Genomic DNA, 15,517 nt, shown 5'->3' on the forward strand with positions numbered 1-15,517 from the left:
CGAATGGGTCCTTATCGGCCGACGCGGTCACGCAGGAAGGTGATGTCGGCGGCCTGCCCCTCCACGCCGCCCGGCGTCTCGACCACGACCGGCGCGCCCGCCGCCCGCACGACGGCCACCACCAGCTCGGGGTCGATCTTGCCGCTCTCCAGGTTGTCGTGGCGATCCCGCCCGGAGTCGAAGTCGTCCCTCGAGCCGTTCGCGTGGATCAGGTCGATGCGGCCGGTGATCGCCTTGATCCGATCGACCGCGGTGAGCAGGTCTTCGCCGCCGGCGTGGGCGTGGCAGGTGTCGAGGCAGAAGCCGGGCTCGAACTCGCCGATCGCGTCCCACAGCCGGGCCAGCGCGTCGAAGCGGCGGGCGCAGGCGTTGTCACCACCGGCCGTGTTTTCGATCAGGACCGGGGTGGCGAAACCGCCCGCCTTCGCCGCGTACTCGAAGGCTTTGCGCCAGTTGTCGAAGCCGGTGGCGATGTCTTCGCCCTTCTCGACGTGTCCACCGTGGACGATGATCCCCCTGGCCCCGACGTCGGCCGCGCCCGCGGCGTGGCTCATCAGCAGCTTGCGGCTGGGGATGCGGATGCGGTTGTTGAGCGTCGCCACGTTGATCCGGTACGGCGCGTGGATGTAGACGTCGACGCCGGAGGCGCGCAGTGCCTCGGCGTCGTCGCGTGGCGCCGGATCCTTCCACGCCTGTGGATCAGTGAGGAAGAACTGCACCGTCTCGGCGTCGCGGGCGGTCGCGGCGCCCAGCGGGTCGGTCGAGTCGACGTGGGCTCCGATACGCATGGGCCCGAGCCTACTGAAGGGGACTGACGGTCCGTCATCGAGCGGCTGTTCCTGACAAATCACCCGTCACCGGCGACTCGCCCAATTCGTTGCTCGGTGTAGATACCAGCCCGGGATGTCCTTTCAGCAGTTCCCGGGCGGGCCGCCGACCTGGGGAGATGGTGAATGCCGCCGCTGGTCCGAAACCGCGCCGCCGCCACCGCGGTCGCCGCGCTCTTCGCTGCCATGCCGCTGCTGGTCACTTCCGCCGCGCAGGCCGCACCGGCGCGGGAGCCGCTGCCGGCCGAGAGTGGCGAGGAGGTCGTGTTCAACGGCGACCGGGGGCTCCTCGGCGTCTCCTGCACGGCCAACCCCAGCACCAACTCCGTCACGGTGCCGGCGGAGACCACGCTCCGGGTGGTCAACAACACCGGGTACCGGGCGAAGCTGTTGCTGGATGGCGCCTCGCAGGGTGAGATCGCGGATGGCGGGGCAGCCCCGGTGATCTTCTACCGTGGTCCGGTCCAGCTCGGGCTCAAGCCGAGCTGCATGATCTCCGACGAGTCCGCCGTGCGGGTGGAGGTCGTCCCGGCCCCGGACCCCACCACGCCCTCCGCCAAGCCCCGGACCTCGTCGCCCCGCCCATCGGCCGGCGGCAGCAGCCGCGAGCCGCGGCAAGAGGAGCCGGACGCGGTGCCTTCGACCGCGCCCGCGCCGTCCCTCGACGAGACGGAGACACCCGAACCGGCGACTGCCGGCGAAGACGGTGGCAACCTGGGCGACGCCCTGGCTACCGTTGACGAGACATCGGGTACCGCTGACGAGGGCGTGGCCGCCGAGGCACTCTCCTCGGTCCAGCCGGTGCGCAAGAGCGGACCAATTGGCCTTTTGGCACTCATTGCCACGGTTTGCGTGGTGGGCGTCACGGCAGGTGCAATTCGGGCAATTATCGCCCAACGTGCAACCCGGACGGGCGTGGCGTAATATACAAATCAACACAGGCTCCGCGGGGCGCCTTCTATCCAACCTCGTCGGTGTGGTCGTTCCTCCCCAGGTCCCACCCAAAGAAGCGGATAGGGCGCCCCGCGGCTCTTCATGCCGGGACAGCCCGGTATCCTGGTTCGGTTCGTCTTGTCGCCGTGGGCCTATCCCACGGCGTCACTTGTGCGAACAGACGCACGACCTCCTGCCGCGGATGGACCGCGGCCGCTAGCCCAGAGGAGGTGAGCACGTCTTGCGTCATTACGAGATCATGGTGATCCTCGATCCAAGCCTCGAGGAGCGCACCGTCGCCCCGTCGTTGGACACGTACCTCAACGTGATCCGCACCGCGGGTGGCTCGGTGGAGAAGCTCGACGTCTGGGGTCGCCGGCGTCTGCAGTTCGAGATCAAGAAGAAGGCCGAAGGCATCTACGCGGTCATCGATCTGCAGGCATCCCCTGAGGCGGTCGCGGAGTTGGATCGTCAGCTGCGGCTGAACGAGTCCATTCTGCGTACCAAGGTCATCCGGCCGGACGTCCGCTGACGCGGCGCCGGCTCGCCCGGATCAGCCTCGTCGTGTTGTCGTACGGCTCTGGGAGCCTTTCGACAAACGATGAGTGCGCGAGGAGTTGGTCATGGCAGGAGACACCACCATCACGGTCATCGGCAATCTGACCGATGACCCCGAGTTGCGCTTCACCCCGTCGGGTGCGGCGGTCGCCAAGTTCCGGGTCGCTTCGACGCCCCGGATCATGGACCGCCAGTCCGGCGAGTGGAAGGACGGCGAGCCGCTCTTCCTGTCGTGCACGGTGTGGCGGCAGGCGGCGGAAAACGTCGCGGAGTCGCTCCAGCGCGGCGCCCGCGTGATCGTCTCGGGCCGGCTCAAGCAGCGGTCGTACGAGACCCGCGAGGGTGAAAAGCGCACCGTCATCGAGCTGGAGGTCGACGAGATCGGCCCCTCGCTGCGGTACGCCACGGCGAAGGTGCAGAAGATGTCGCGCTCCGGTGGTGGCGGTGGTGGCTTCGGTTCCGGCGGTGGCGGTGGCCAGGGCGGCGGCGGAGGCAACTTCGACGACCCGTGGGCCACGGCGGCGCCGGCCTCTTCCTCCGGCTCCGGTTCGGGCGGCGGCAGCAACTTCGACGACGAGCCCCCGTTCTAAGGCGGCAGCCCCGGCGCGGGCTGCGCAGGATCATCAGGAGCACGAGCAATGGCTAAGGCTGCGGCACTTCGCAAGCCGAAGAAGAAGGTGAACCCTCTCGACAAGGAGGGCATCACCTACATCGACTACAAGGACACCGCGCTGCTGCGCAAGTTCATCTCCGACCGCGGCAAGATCCGTGCTCGGCGGGTGACCGGGGTGACGTCCCAGCAGCAGCGGCAGATCGCCCGTGCGGTCAAGAACGCCCGCGAGATGGCGCTCCTGCCGTACACGACGACGGCGCGCTGAGGGGAGGCACCACCATGAAGATCATTCTGACTCAGGAGGTGTCCGGCCTCGGCGCTCCCGGCGAGGTGGTGGAGGTCAAGGACGGCTACGGCCGTAACTACCTGCTCCCTCAGGGCTTCGCCATCCGTTGGTCGAAGGGCGCGGAAAAGCAGGTCAGCGTGATCCGTCGGGCCCGCGAGGCCCGGGAGATCCGCGACCTCGGCCACGCCAACGAGATCAAGGCCCAGATCGAAGGGCTCTCCAAGGTCACCCTGTCGGCTCGCGCCGGCGACGGTGGCCGCCTCTTCGGGTCGGTCACCCCGGCCGAGGTCGTCGAGGCCGTCCGCGCCGCGGGTGGCCCGGCCCTCGACCGGCGCCGGCTGGAGCTCCCCGGGCACATCAAGTCGCTCGGCGCCCACGCGGTCCGGGTCAAGCTGCACCCGGAGGTCACGGCCCGCTTCGACCTGACGGTGGTCAAGGCCAAGTAAGAGCACATAGAAACGGGGGCGCTTCGGCGCCCCCGTTTCTGCGTCTGCGGTGAGCTTGGGGTCGAGGTCGGTGCGTCCCTTGATCGGTGTCGGGCGGGGCGGCTCGTGCGGATCGTGGTACTTCGCTGTAGCTGGAGGTACATCCAGGTACCACGACCTGCGGCTTGTGCTGATCTCGATGTGCCGATCATGGGACCGGTCGTCCGCTTCTGCGGCCTCATCCTCCGCGTCTGGTCGCGGTCGCCGCTCCGTTGCCTCGGGCAGGAGCAGGTCCGAAGCCGATCTAGAACGTTTAGGGCTCTATATCCGCCCTAAACGTTCTAGATTCACAACCACCGAGAGCAGGCGCCGCCTGCGGTGCGGATATGCCAACTACGGAGGGGGAGGCCGCGGGAGCGGGTGGGCTGGGGCTCTCTACCGTCCGCGCAGGCCGGTGACCGGAGCTGCCCGGACTCAGGGGTGAGCACCCCTGGCGGGGCGGTTTCGCCACGGACGCACCGCAATCCCCGCCTTCCCGCGTCGATCAAGGAAAGGGCGAACGGCCCGACAGCGAAAGACACCGTCACCGGCGGGGCGACCCACCACCGTGACCAAGATCGGACCGCGCACCCCACCGCCGGAGCCACGGGCGCGGGACCACGAACGTGAGTTTTCGCGAGCGCGGTCTGGCCCCAACGCCATCCACCACTTACTTGGTCAAGGCTGCGACGTACGCGTTCGCCGAGACGGAGCCGGCCGCGTCCTCAGGCAGGCGGATTTCCTTGCTCGCATGGGTAGCCCAGGGCCGCCTTGCCTTCGTGATCAAATTACGGTGAGTGGCACTGGGTCTGGACCACGACGGACAGAGATCGCGGCAGCTCGGATCTGTCCTGCCTGTTTAGGACCCTAGCCGCCCAGCGGCTGGCCGCTGATCGCGGAGAGCAGCACAGTGGAGAGTCCGCCGCCCACGACGGCGGCGGCGAGGCCCACGCTGATCGCGCGCCATGTGTTGCTGACCCAGCGCAGCAGAACCGCCACGACGAGGCTGACCGCGAGCGCCGCGCCGAAGCGGGTCACGCCGCCGGAGAGCGAGCCCAGCACCTGGCTCTCTTCCCCCTGGAAGAGCGTGTAGACGGCGAAGAGGAGCAGCGGCACCGCGTACCACGCGAGGGTCGCGACCACCGCCGCGAAGACGCCGCCGCGGGTGCGGCCGTACTCGTCTTCCAGCTCGTCTGGCGTCGTCACCCGCCGGACGGCGGCACCGAGGCCACGCGCACGGCCGTTGTCGGCTGCCGAGGAGCGCCAGTCGCGAGCGGGGCTGGGCGCCTGCGCCACCGCGCGTTCGCTGCCGGTCATCGCCGTCGGGGCCCGCCAGCCGGCTCCGGCTGCCCTGGCCGTGCGGTCGGGCGCCTCGGCCCGGCCGCGCTCGCTGCCGGGCGCCGCGGTCGGCGCACGCCAGCCGGCCGCCGGCGCCTCGGTGCGGGCGCGCTCGGTGGCGGGTGGTGCGGTGGGCGTGCGCCAGTCGCTCGCGGGTGCTTCGGCGCGGCCGCGCTCGCTGACCGGCGCTGCCGTGGGGGCGCGCCAGTCGGTCGGGGCTGCTGCTGCCTCGGCCCGGCCCCGCTCGCTGTCGGGTGCTGCCGTCGGGGCGCGCCAGTCGGTCGCGGGTGCGTCGGTGCGGGCGCGCTCGGTGGTGGGGGCCGCTGTGGGTGTGCGCCAGTCGGCCGCGGGTGCTTCGGTGCGCCCCCGCTCGCTGTCGGGTGCTTCGGTGGGTGCGCGCCAGTCGCTCGGGGGTGCCTCGGCCCGAGCGCGCGGCGCGGCCGTGGCCCGGTAGGTGGTGGGCGTGTCGTCGCGGCGGGTCGCTGGTGCTCGCAGGTCGCCGTCGCGGTAGGTCGCGGGGGCGCCGCGGGCGCCAGGGCGGTCGTCGTAGTCGAAGTCGCCCTCGTCCGGGAAAGCGACCGCCGGCGAACGCGGCGCCGACGACGGGACACCCACCCAGCGCGGATCGTCGTCGGACAGGCGCGGGTCGGGCCGCTGGCCGCCGGCGCTCGAACGGCGTGACACCGGCTCGTCGCCCCGACCGGACCAGCCGGCCGCGCCGGCGACTCCAGACACCGGTGCGCTGGTCGACCAGCTGCCGGACGGCTCCTCGACGCGGTCACTGTCGGACCGGGTGCTCGGCCAGCGTGCCTCGGCCTGGTCTTGCCAGGAACGGCGCCTGCGGCCGCCACCCGACGACGGGTCGAGCCCGACCGCCCAGTCGGGCCGCCGGGGGCGGGACGCCGTCTCCTCGCCGACGGGCGGGACCCACTCGCTCGTGTCGGTGAAGCTGTCGCGCTGCGGCGGGACGGCGGGAGTGCGGTCGTAGCCGGCGGGCTCCTCGGGCAGCTCGCGCCAGTCCGGTGCGGCCCGCCGGCGGCCACCCGGCTCGCCGCGGCCGGCACTCTCGGAACGGGGCGGCATGATCGGCTCGCCCGTGTCGCGGTGCCACTCGCCGGTGAAGTCGCCGCGGGTCCACTCGCCCGTGTAAGCCTCGCGGGTCCACTCGCTCGTGCTCGCCGCACCGACCCACCCGCTCGTCGGGGCCGCCGACGGGGTCCAGCCGCTCGTCGGCGCGACCTCGGACGCCCAACCGCTCGACTGGCGGCCGCCCCGGTCGTCGGGCTCCTCGTATCGGCTGAAGGTGCCGGTGCTGTCCTCTTCGCCCTGCTGCCAGCGGGTGCGGGCACTGCGCCGACCATACGGCCGGTCTTCGGCCACCGCGTCGTCCTGCTGGCGGCGACGGCCACGGTAGATGCTGCCCGAGGAGTAGGAGGAGGAGCCGCGCGACGGGTAGCCACCAGTGCCGTCGAGATCGGACCGGCGCGCGCCATCCCGGCGCTCCAGGCCGGAGATCTCGCCGGTGTAGTCCCAGCTCTGAGGGCGCACGTCATCAGCGGACCGGCGCTCGCGCGGGCCGCGAGAGTCGTACCCCCAGTCCCGGTAGTCCACGTGACCTTTCCCGCTGTCTTCAGACCGCAACTGATCCCTGAGGCACATCCGTCGATGGTCATGATATGCCGTGAGTAGGGTCCCGGCAGACCCGGAATTCTTCCTCCACACCTTGGGGACCGAGTCCGCCCACGTCACACCCTACCCGGCGGGTAATCCCCAGTGGTTATACACAGCCTGTGCACAGGCTGCACACACCCCCTCGGGTGACTGTCCACAGGTTGTCCCAAGGCTCGTCCACCGGCTCATTTGAGGTCGTGACCAGCGTTTTCGTATGGTGTGCGCTCGGCCTCCGCGCGGTCTTGTCGTACCCCTGCGGTTTGCTTGTGCGGAGTCGATCACGTGGGGGAGGGGGACGGGTGTCGGTCACCGACGACGTGCGGCCGGCTGGCCGCCCACCCACCGATCCCCCGCCGCCCGGCGGGCCTGGCGGTTTCAACGGGCAGTTCGACAAGACGCCGCCGCAGGATGTGGCGGCGGAGCAGTGCGTGCTCGGCGGCATGCTGCTGTCCAAGGACGCGATCGCCGACGTGGTCGAGATCCTCAAGCCCGGCGACTTCTACCGCCCGGTGCACGCGACCATCTTCGACGCGATCCTCGACCTGTACGGGCGGGGCGAGCCGGCCGACCCCATCACGGTCGCCGCCACGCTCGCCGACACCGGCGACCTCGGTCGGGTCGGCGGCGCGCCCTACCTGCACACCTTGATCGCGAGCGTGCCGACCGCCGCCAACGCGTCGTACTACGCGCGCATCGTGGGCGAGCGGGCCGTGCTGCGCCGCCTGGTCGAGGCCGGCACCCGCATCGTGCAGCTCGGCTACGGCGCCGCCTCCGGTGCCGGTCGCGACGTGGACGACGTGGTCGACCTGGCCCAGCAGGCCGTGTACGACGTGACCGAGCGCCGGGTCAGCGAAGACTTCGCGATCCTCGCCGACATGCTCCAGCCCACGCTCGACGAGATCGAGGCGGTGGGCGCCCAGGGCGGCGTGATGACCGGTGTGCCCACCGGCTTCACCGACCTCGACCGCCTGCTCAACGGCTTGCACGCCGGTCAGCTCGTGATCGTCGCCGGCCGCCCCGGTCTGGGCAAATCAACGGTATCTATGGATTTCGCCCGAAATGCTGCCATCCGTCACAACTGCGCGAGTGCGATCTTCTCGCTGGAAATGAGCAAGGTCGAGATCGTCATGCGCCTGCTCTCGGCCGAAGCGCGGGTGCCGCTGCACGTGCTGCGCTCCGGCCAACTCTCCGATGACGACTGGACCAAGCTGGCCCGCCGGATGGGCGAGATCAGCGAGGCTCCACTGTTCGTAGACGACACGCCGAGCATGAACCTCATGGAGATCCGGGCCAAGGCGCGCCGCCTCAAGCAGCGCCACGACCTCAAGCTGATCGTCGTCGACTACCTGCAGCTGATGACCTCGCCCAAGCGCACCGAGAGCCGCCAGCAGGAGGTCGCCGAGCTGTCGCGTGGCCTGAAGCTGCTGGCCAAGGAGGTCGAGTGCCCGGTGATCGCGGTGAGCCAGCTCAACCGCGGTCCCGAGCAGCGCACCGACAAGCGCCCCCAGCTCTCCGACCTGCGCGAGTCTGGATGCCTGACCGCCGGCACCAGGGTCGTACGCGCGGACACCAACGCGGAGGTGACCCTCGGTGAGCTGCTCTCCTCCGGAGCTAGAGATGTCCCGGTCTGGGCCTTGGACGAGAGCCTGAAATACACACCCCGAACGATGACCCACGCCTTCACGAGCGGGCGTAAGGAGGTCTTCCGGCTCCGTCTGTCGTCCGGCAAGGAGATCGAGGCGACGGCCAACCATCCGTTCCTGACGTTCGACGGGTGGCGGCCGCTCGGCGACATCACCATTGGTGCACGCCTCGCGACGCCACGCCACATCCCGCCGCCGCTGGCGATCAGTCCCTGGGCGGCCGACGAGGTGGTGCTCCTCGCTCATCTCCTTGGCGACGGTTCGTTCGTCCGCCGGCAGCCAATCCGGTACGCGAGTGTGGACGAGCGCAACCTCGAAGCGGTCACATCGGCAGCCGAGCACTTCGGCGTTACCGCGATACGCGACGAATACCCGGCGGCGAGGGTGACCACGCTTCGGCTGCCCGCGCCGTACCGGCTGGCCCGGGGGGGCCGAAACCCGATCGCGGAGTGGCTGGACGGGCTTGGCCTCTTTGGACTCAGGTCGCATGAGAAGTTCATCCCGGCCGGGGTGTTTTCGCTGCCGAAGGAGCAGGTGTCGATGTTTCTCCGGCACCTGTGGGCGACGGACGGATCCGTCACGACCGCCGGTCGTGGTGGGCGGATCTACTTCGGCTCGACCAGCCGCCGGATGGTTGAGGACGTTACGAGGCTGCTGCTGAGGTTTGGCATCACCGCCCGACTCAGGGAGATCGAGCCGGCGGCCCATCGATCGCAGTACACATTGGACATCTCCGGGCGCGACGACCAGCTGCGATTCTTGCGGGAGATTGGTGTCCACGGTGGTCGGTCCGTCGCCTGCGAGAGGCTGTTGTCCGCGCTCGAAGCGGTTGCCGGCAATACGAACGTGGATACCGTGCCCAAAGAGGTCTGGCATCGAGTTCGGGAGATTCTCGGCGAGCAGGGTATGACGCATCGGCAGTTCGCGGCCGCGATCGGCACCCAGTTCTCCGGCAGCGCGCTGTGGAAACACTCACCCAGCCGGCAGCGGTTGGCACGCATCGCGGCGGTGCTGGATTCGGCCGACCTGGAGCTGCACGCCACAAACGACATCTTCTGGGACGAGGTCGTCTCCATCGAGCCGCTCGGCGAGCGAGACGTCTACGACGCGACGGTGATGGGCACCCACAACTTCATCGCCAACGGGATCGCCACGCACAACAGCATCGAGCAGGATGCCGACGTTGTCCTCCTGCTTCACCGCGACGACTACTACGACAAGGAGTCGCCGCGGGCCGGAGAGGCGGACTTCATCGTCGCGAAGCATCGAAATGGGCCGACCGACACCGTCACGGTGGCGGCACAGTTGCACCTGTCCCGTTTCGTCGACATGGCGATCGTCTGAGGAGACGACGAGGCGATCGCGTCTGGGGAGACCTGGCGCGCGGCCCCGGGCGACCGAGCACAGCGACCAGCGGGCGGTGCAGCCGCCTAGGCAAATTCCTTGCCGGGCTGCGCCGGGCCCGGACGACGACCGGCAAGTCGGGCGCAAGGTCGCATACCGGTGTTGTATGCGGCCTTACGCCCGACTTGCCGGATCGCCGTCTGGACTCCGGCTCGCCTCGACAATCCTTCTGAAACAGGCCCTAGGTCGGTCCGGCGACGAAGAGAACGACGCCCGCCGGACCGGACTGCGGTCGTAGCTCAGTCGAAGAGCTCGCCGAGGAAGCCCTTACGGCGCTTGTGGTGGTAGTGCCCGTGGTAGCCGTAGTGGTGGCCACCGCCGTACGCCGGGGCCGGCGCGGGGTAGCCGTGGGCCGGCGGTGGGGGCGGCGGCGGAGCATACCCACCGGGCGGCGGCGGGGGCGGCGGCGCGTAGCCACCGGGCGCCGGAGCCGGCGGGCGCTGGGCGGCCGCGGGGGCGCTGTGCTGCTGGTTCCAGTTGGCCTCGGCCTCGAAGAGCTTCTCCAGCTCACCCCGGTCGAGGAAGATCCCGCGGCACTCGGTGCACTGGTCAACGGTGACGCCGCTGCGCTCGTACGTGCGCATCTCGCCACGGCATTTCGGACAGGTCATCTGCATCCTTCGACGGTACCGGGTGTCGTCACTGAGAGCCCCGAGGCGCGATCCCGGGAGGCATCCGCGAGGCGCGATCCGCCCAGCCGGCGGCGGCGAGCACCGCGCCCACCTCGCCGTCGGTCACCTGGTGGAAGTCGTGGTAGTAGCGGCTGACCGAGCCGAAGTCGGCCAGGCAGAGCGGGCACACGAGGTCGTCGACCACGGCGGCGATTTCCTCGCAGGCTTGCGTGGAGCCGACCGGAACGGCGAGCACGACGCGTTCGGCGCCCAGCCGGCGTGCCACCACCACGGCCGCTCGCGCGGTGGCGCCGGTCGCTAGGCCGTCATCGACGATGATCACGGTGTGGCCGGCGAGGTCGAGGGGTGGGCGGTCGCGGCGAAAGCGGGCTTCGCGCCGGGCCCGCTCGGCTTCCTCCGCGCGGGTGACCTCGGCGATCTGCCCGGGCTCCAGGCGGCTGGCGATGTCGTCGTTGAGCACGCGGACGCCGTGCGGGCCGAGTGCGCCGAACGCCACCTCGGGCGCCCACGGCACTCCCAGCTTGCGGACCACCAGCACGTCGAGTGGGGCGCCGAGCCGCGCCGCGACCTCGGCGGCCACCGGCACGCCGCCGCGGGCCAGGCCGAGGACGACCGTCCCGGACCGGCCGGCGTAGAGCCGCAGCCGGTCGGCGAGCACCGCACCGGCCGCCTGCCGGTCGCGGAAGGCGGCTCCCACACCTCCAAGGTGTACGCCGGTCCCGGCCGCCGCGCCAGGAAAGACCCCGGGCGCGGTGCGGGCGCCGGACGCGAGGAAGGCGCCAGGACCTGGGGGCGGGCGCGCCCGGCGCCAGGGAAGTGGGCCGCCGCGTCAGGTAAAGAGCCCAAAGTCGCGCAAGCGCCCGGCGCCGGGAAGGACCCCAGGCCGTGGAGGCGAGCGCCCGGGAAAGTGAGCCGCCGCGCCCAGAAAGGGCTGGGGTGCGAGGGAAGCGGGCGGCCCGCGCTAGGAAGGGGCCGGGCGGCGGAACGCGGGCGCCCATGCCAGAAAGGCGACCGGATAGAGCAGGTAGCCGAACCGGGTCGAGGGCATGAGCAGGATCGCGGCCAGTAGGCCGTACCCGCAGATGATGGCGGCCGCGGCGGCCGTGCGGGGTGGGCGGCGGGCGAGCCAGACGGCGATCGCGATCGCGGCGGCGGCGAGCAGCGCGCCCGCGATGGCGCGGCCGGCGGGGAGGTTGTCGGCGATCAGGTGGCCGGGAAACGGGGATTGCGCCGGGCTCGTCACCACGCCCTCCCCCAGCGGGAAGCGGATCACGTTGTCGACGAACGCGGTCGCGTCCACCAGGATCGCGGGCAGCAGCGCCGCCGTGGGCAGCCCGATCGCGCCGGCGGCCAGGCGCGCGGCCGGTCGCCGCCCGGCGGTGAGGCCGTGGACCAGCAGCACGGCCGCGACCGGCCAGGCGAAGAGCTTGAGGGCGGCGGCCAGCCCGACCGCGATGCCCGCCGCGCCGTGCCGCCGCGCGGCGCAAAAAGCCAGAGCCAGAAGACAAAGCGCGAGTACGGGTACGTCGTCGCCACCCGTCGCCAGCGTGAGCGGTACGAGCGGGATCACGGTGCTGAGCTGGAGTGCGCGCAGCAGCGCGGGTCCCCGCTCCAGCAGCCGGATCGCGAGTCCCAGCCCGGCGATCGTGGCCAGCGCGAACCAGATCCGCGCGTCCGTCCACCAGGCGTCGCCGGCGATCGCGCGAGGCAGGCCGAAGAGGGCCATCCCCGGCTGGTACGGCAGGTAGCCGAGCAGCTGCTCCCCCGGCGGCAGGGTGGCGATGGTGTCGCTGGAGAGGTAGGGCGTGCCGTGGTCGAGCAGGCGCTGGCCGCCCTGCTCGATGACGATCACTTCCTCCTGTGCCCGGTCGGTGCGCCCATCCGCCCGCTGCACGGCCTGGATCACCATCGGCAGGAGCGCGGTAGTGGCGAAGGCGAAGGCGGCGACGAGCGCGCGTTCCCGGGTACCCGGCCGGTGTGCGACAAGCTGGACCACGACGGCGATGGCCGCGACCGCGTAGCCGGCGGTGGCGACCGCGCCCCAGGCCCGGTGTGGCAGCAGCGTCGAGGTGGCGGCGGTGATCGCGGCGAAGGCCGCGGAGAGGGTGTAGAGGGCGAGGTCGGCGGTGAGCGTTCGGGTTTGGGTGCCTTCCGCGACGCTCACGCGGGCAAGTGTGGCAGGCGATCACCCCGCCCGCGGCTGCCGGGGCGGCGGTTGGGCGAGAGGCGGATGACCGATCCCTCGTCGTGCAGGGCCGGGGCGAGCGTGCCGGGGCGGCCGCCGGAGCCGCGGTGCAGCGCGGCGAGCAGGCGGGCGGAGGGCATCGGGCGGGCGAAGAGGTGGCCCTGGCCGGCGGTGCAGCCCATCTCCCACAGCGCCCGGCGCTGCGGCTCGCTCTCCACGCCCTCGGCGACGACCACGAGGTCGAGGCTGCGCCCGAGGTCTAATGTGGAGCGAATCACGGCGGTGGCCTCGGGCGAGGTCTCCATCTCGTGGACGAAGCCGCGGTCGATCTTCAGCTCGTGTACCGGGATGCGGGAGAGCACCGACAGCGACGAGTAGCCGGTGCCGAAGTCGTCGAGCGCGAGCCGCACACCCGCGTCGCGCAGCTGGCCCAGTACCTGGTCGACGACCTCGAGCTGGCTGATCGTGAGCGTCTCGGTCAGCTCCAGGAAGAGGCGGTCGGGTGGCAGGTCGTGGGCGCGCAGCCGGGCCACGACCGAGCTGGGAAAGCGCGGGTCGAGCAGGCTGCGCGGCGAGACGTTGACGGCGACCGGCAGGTCGAACCCGGCGTCGCGCCAGGCGCCCGCCGCGATCAGCGACTGGTCGAGCACCGCGTCGGCGAACGCCGGGAGCAGGCCGGAGCGCTCGACCGTCTCCAGGAAGCGGCGCGGGTCGAGGCTGCCCCGGTCGGGGTGGTGCCAGCGGGCCAGCGCCTCCGCGCCCACCACCTCGCCGCTGCCCAGGTCGACGATCGGCTGGAAGGTCACGCTGAACTCGTGCTGGGTCAGCGCCCGCGGCAGGTCGCCGCCGAGCGCGAGGCGGCCGACGTCGGCGGTGTCGCGGGCCCGCACGTACGTGGCGGTGCGCTGGCCGGAGCGCTTGGCCTGGTACATGGCGACGTCGGCGCGGCGCAGCAGCTCGGACATCCCGCCGCTGCCCGGCGCGACCGCGATGCCGCCGCTGGCCTCGACGCTGATCCGCATGCCGTCGAGCGACATCGGCTCGTGCAGCGCGGCGAGCAGCCCTTCGGCCCGGTGGGCCGCGATCGCGGGCGCGGGCAGCCCGGTGATCAGCACCGCGAACTCGTCGCCGCCCAGCCGTGCGACCAGGTCGTCGGTGCGGGCCTCCCGGCGCAGGCGGGACGCCACCTCGACCAGTACGCGGTCGCCGGCGGCGTGGCCGAGCGTGTCGTTGATCTCCTTGAAGTGGTTGAGGTCGATCAGTACCAGCGCGGTGACCCCGTCGACGTGGCGGTTGGCGAACAGCTCGGTGCCGTGCTCCAGCAGCTGCCGCCGGTTGGCCAGCCCGGTGAGCGCGTCGTGTGCCGCGGCCCGGGCGTGCTCGGCGGCGACCCGGGTCAGCTCCTCGTATGCCGAGGCGTTGCGGACGGCGGTGCAGAGGGCGGAGGCGAAGGTGCGCAGCGTGTAGCTCTCGCGCTCGGAGAGCTTTACGGCGCCGTGGACGCGCAGCCGCAGCTCGCCGACGTCGGCGCTGCCCTCGTGCCCTTCCAGCGCGCGCGGGATGACCGTGCCGCTGGTGGCCGGCGCGTCCGGCGCGGGTCCGTCGTACGTGATGCCGCCGGCGTTGCCCCGCACCAGCCGCGGCCGGTCGTGCAGCTCCACCTCGACCTCGTCGACCGAGAAGAGCTCGGCGGCACGGATGACCGCGCTGCTCAGTACGGCGTCGAGGTCGACGTCGTTGAGCGCGTCGGTGGCCTGGGCGAGCCGCTGCCACGCATGCCGCTCCTCCCGGCTGCGCACCCGGGCGGAGTAGGCGAGGTGGAGGCTGAGCACCACCGGCGGGATGACGATGAGCAGGCGGCTGTTGACCTGAAGCAGCGCCAGTGTCGCCACGGCGACGACGAAACGGGCGAGGCTGCCGCCGAGGCGAAGGTCCCAGTTTGTGCGGAATCGCTGCTTGACCGAGGTGCGTGAGGCGAGCGCGAGGATCGGGATCGTGAGCAGCTCGTCGAGGATGATCGCCGCGACGTAGCCGACCGCCAAGGCTCCGATCATCTCGGTGGGGCGCTCGGCGGGCTCGTGCCAGTTGAAAGCCAGCACGGAGAGTCCGATGGTGCCGGCGACCAGCGTCTCCTTGCCGACGCCGAACGCCACGCGCAGCGGCGGCACCTTCGTGATGATCCGGATTACCGCTACACCCAGCGCGGTCGCCAGGATCACCCACGGCACCGGCACTACGGCGAAACCGACGATCATGGCGGTCTCGGTCCAGGACACGCCGTGGTTGTTTGCCCGGACCCGGATTCGGACCATCGCGGTGCACGCCAACACCACGAGCAGCAGCACGGCGGCGAGCGTGGTCGGGGAGGCGGTGATGTCGTTGGTGACGATCGCGAACACCGAGATCGATCCGACGGCTCCCGCGACCAGCGCGACGAGACCGACAAGCAGCAACAGCCGCCGATCGGTCTCATTGTCGCGTTGCTCTGTGCGGGTCACGCTCGGTCCCTCGATAAGCCCGCTCATCGTCACCGATGCTCGCCCGCTAGCCTACGGTTGGTCGCCCTATAGCGACAGTGATTCACACCCAGTCGTTGCCGCGCATGACGTCTCCTTCGGCATACACGCACAAGTAGCGAAACTGTTTTAGCCGCTATGTGCCGGTCCAGCCCTCGTCTTACCGAGAAGGAGCCTAAGGGAAGCGTCGCGCAGTTAGCACTAATAAGTGCCTTAATGCGCAGTATCAGCAAGTATGGCCCGGATTGTCACGCCCTGTCCTTAAGCGTGAACGGAGTGCAATCGTCGTCCTATCAGAAGCGTTTCCGCTCCATCTACAGTTACTCGTTTTGTAGTCTTACGGAAGAGTCGATCTTGTAGATCGCCTGATCACGTGCTGTGGTGCAAAGCGCCATAACCTTAGCGGCTCGTCCGATACGTACGTTGTGGCCAGGGTCTCATATGCGG

Annotated in this window: 12 protein-coding genes; 6 read left to right on the top strand and 6 right to left on the bottom strand. The window is 70.7% G+C overall.

Annotated features, from left to right (window positions below; translation table 11 throughout):
• Nucleotides 1-11 precede the first annotated feature (11 nt).
• Nucleotides 12-788, bottom strand: coding sequence for a deoxyribonuclease IV (locus RB614_RS21320; RefSeq protein ID WP_308714329.1), 777 nt, complete (start codon nucleotides 786-788; stop codon nucleotides 12-14).
• 165 nt (nucleotides 789-953) lie between these two features.
• On the opposite strand from RB614_RS21320, the gene RB614_RS21325 reads away from it, so the two are divergent.
• The 5 genes from RB614_RS21325 to rplI all read left to right on the top strand — a co-directional run bounded on the left by RB614_RS21325 (nucleotide 954) and on the right by rplI (nucleotide 3,663).
• Entirely contained in the window at nucleotides 954-1,751 is a 798-nt protein-coding gene (locus tag RB614_RS21325) for a hypothetical protein (RefSeq protein WP_308714330.1), read from the top strand.
• A 250-nt stretch (nucleotides 1,752-2,001) separates the two neighbouring features.
• Nucleotides 2,002-2,292 (top strand): 30S ribosomal protein S6, encoded by a 291-nt coding sequence (gene rpsF / locus RB614_RS21330; RefSeq protein WP_173157797.1) that lies wholly within the window; start codon nucleotides 2,002-2,004, stop codon nucleotides 2,290-2,292.
• A 73-nt stretch (nucleotides 2,293-2,365) separates the two neighbouring features.
• Nucleotides 2,366-2,908: a single-stranded DNA-binding protein gene (locus tag RB614_RS21335; protein WP_308714331.1), complete on the top strand. Its 543-nt coding sequence runs from the start codon at nucleotides 2,366-2,368 to the stop codon at nucleotides 2,906-2,908.
• A gap of 48 nt (nucleotides 2,909-2,956) precedes the next feature.
• Nucleotides 2,957-3,196, top strand: coding sequence for a 30S ribosomal protein S18 (gene rpsR, locus RB614_RS21340; protein WP_173040721.1), 240 nt, complete (start codon nucleotides 2,957-2,959; stop codon nucleotides 3,194-3,196).
• Nucleotides 3,197-3,210: 14 nt separating this feature from the next.
• Nucleotides 3,211-3,663, top strand: a complete 453-nt coding sequence (gene rplI / locus RB614_RS21345; RefSeq protein WP_308714332.1) for a 50S ribosomal protein L9 — start codon at nucleotides 3,211-3,213, stop codon at nucleotides 3,661-3,663.
• Nucleotides 3,664-4,548: 885 nt separating this feature from the next.
• On the opposite strand, the gene RB614_RS21350 is transcribed toward rplI, so the two are convergent.
• Nucleotides 4,549-6,630 (bottom strand): hypothetical protein, encoded by a 2,082-nt coding sequence (locus RB614_RS21350; RefSeq protein ID WP_308714333.1) that lies wholly within the window; start codon nucleotides 6,628-6,630, stop codon nucleotides 4,549-4,551.
• A 359-nt stretch (nucleotides 6,631-6,989) separates the two neighbouring features.
• Between RB614_RS21350 and RB614_RS21355 the strand changes: the two genes are divergently transcribed.
• Nucleotides 6,990-9,677 (top strand): replicative DNA helicase, encoded by a 2,688-nt coding sequence (locus RB614_RS21355; protein ID WP_428983077.1) that lies wholly within the window; start codon nucleotides 6,990-6,992, stop codon nucleotides 9,675-9,677.
• Nucleotides 9,678-9,976: 299 nt separating this feature from the next.
• On the opposite strand, the gene RB614_RS21360 is transcribed toward RB614_RS21355, so the two are convergent.
• From RB614_RS21360 to RB614_RS21375, 4 genes are all read right to left on the bottom strand, one after another.
• Nucleotides 9,977-10,354, bottom strand: coding sequence for a TFIIB-type zinc ribbon-containing protein (locus RB614_RS21360; protein WP_308714334.1), 378 nt, complete (start codon nucleotides 10,352-10,354; stop codon nucleotides 9,977-9,979).
• A gap of 22 nt (nucleotides 10,355-10,376) precedes the next feature.
• Nucleotides 10,377-11,066: a phosphoribosyltransferase gene (locus RB614_RS21365; RefSeq protein ID WP_308714335.1), complete on the bottom strand. Its 690-nt coding sequence runs from the start codon at nucleotides 11,064-11,066 to the stop codon at nucleotides 10,377-10,379.
• A 264-nt stretch (nucleotides 11,067-11,330) separates the two neighbouring features.
• A complete protein-coding gene (locus tag RB614_RS21370; protein WP_308714336.1) occupies nucleotides 11,331-12,533 on the bottom strand; it encodes a glycosyltransferase family 87 protein in 1,203 nt (400 codons plus the stop codon).
• Complete coding sequence (locus RB614_RS21375; protein WP_308714337.1) at nucleotides 12,530-15,052, bottom strand: putative bifunctional diguanylate cyclase/phosphodiesterase; 2,523 nt, start codon at nucleotides 15,050-15,052, stop codon at nucleotides 12,530-12,532. The genes RB614_RS21370 and RB614_RS21375 overlap by 4 nt, the downstream gene beginning before the upstream one ends.
• Between the last annotated feature and the right edge of the window lie 465 nt (nucleotides 15,053-15,517).

Source organism: Phytohabitans maris (assembly GCF_031085175.1).
In the GTDB taxonomy this organism is placed as follows: Bacteria; Actinomycetota; Actinomycetes; order Mycobacteriales; family Micromonosporaceae; genus Phytohabitans; species Phytohabitans maris.

Excerpts from the sequence above, each read along its gene's own strand:
- rplI (WP_308714332.1), top strand. The coding sequence starts at position 3,211 with ATGAAGATCATTCTGACTCAGGAGGTGTCCGGCCTCGGCGCTCCCGGC.
- rpsR (WP_173040721.1), top strand. The coding sequence starts at position 2,957 with ATGGCTAAGGCTGCGGCACTTCGCAAGCCGAAGAAGAAGGTGAACCCT.
- RB614_RS21325 (WP_308714330.1), top strand. The coding sequence starts at position 954 with ATGCCGCCGCTGGTCCGAAACCGCGCCGCCGCCACCGCGGTCGCCGCG.
- RB614_RS21320 (WP_308714329.1), bottom strand. The coding sequence starts at position 788 with ATGCGTATCGGAGCCCACGTCGACTCGACCGACCCGCTGGGCGCCGCG.
- RB614_RS21360 (WP_308714334.1), bottom strand. The coding sequence starts at position 10,354 with ATGCAGATGACCTGTCCGAAATGCCGTGGCGAGATGCGCACGTACGAG.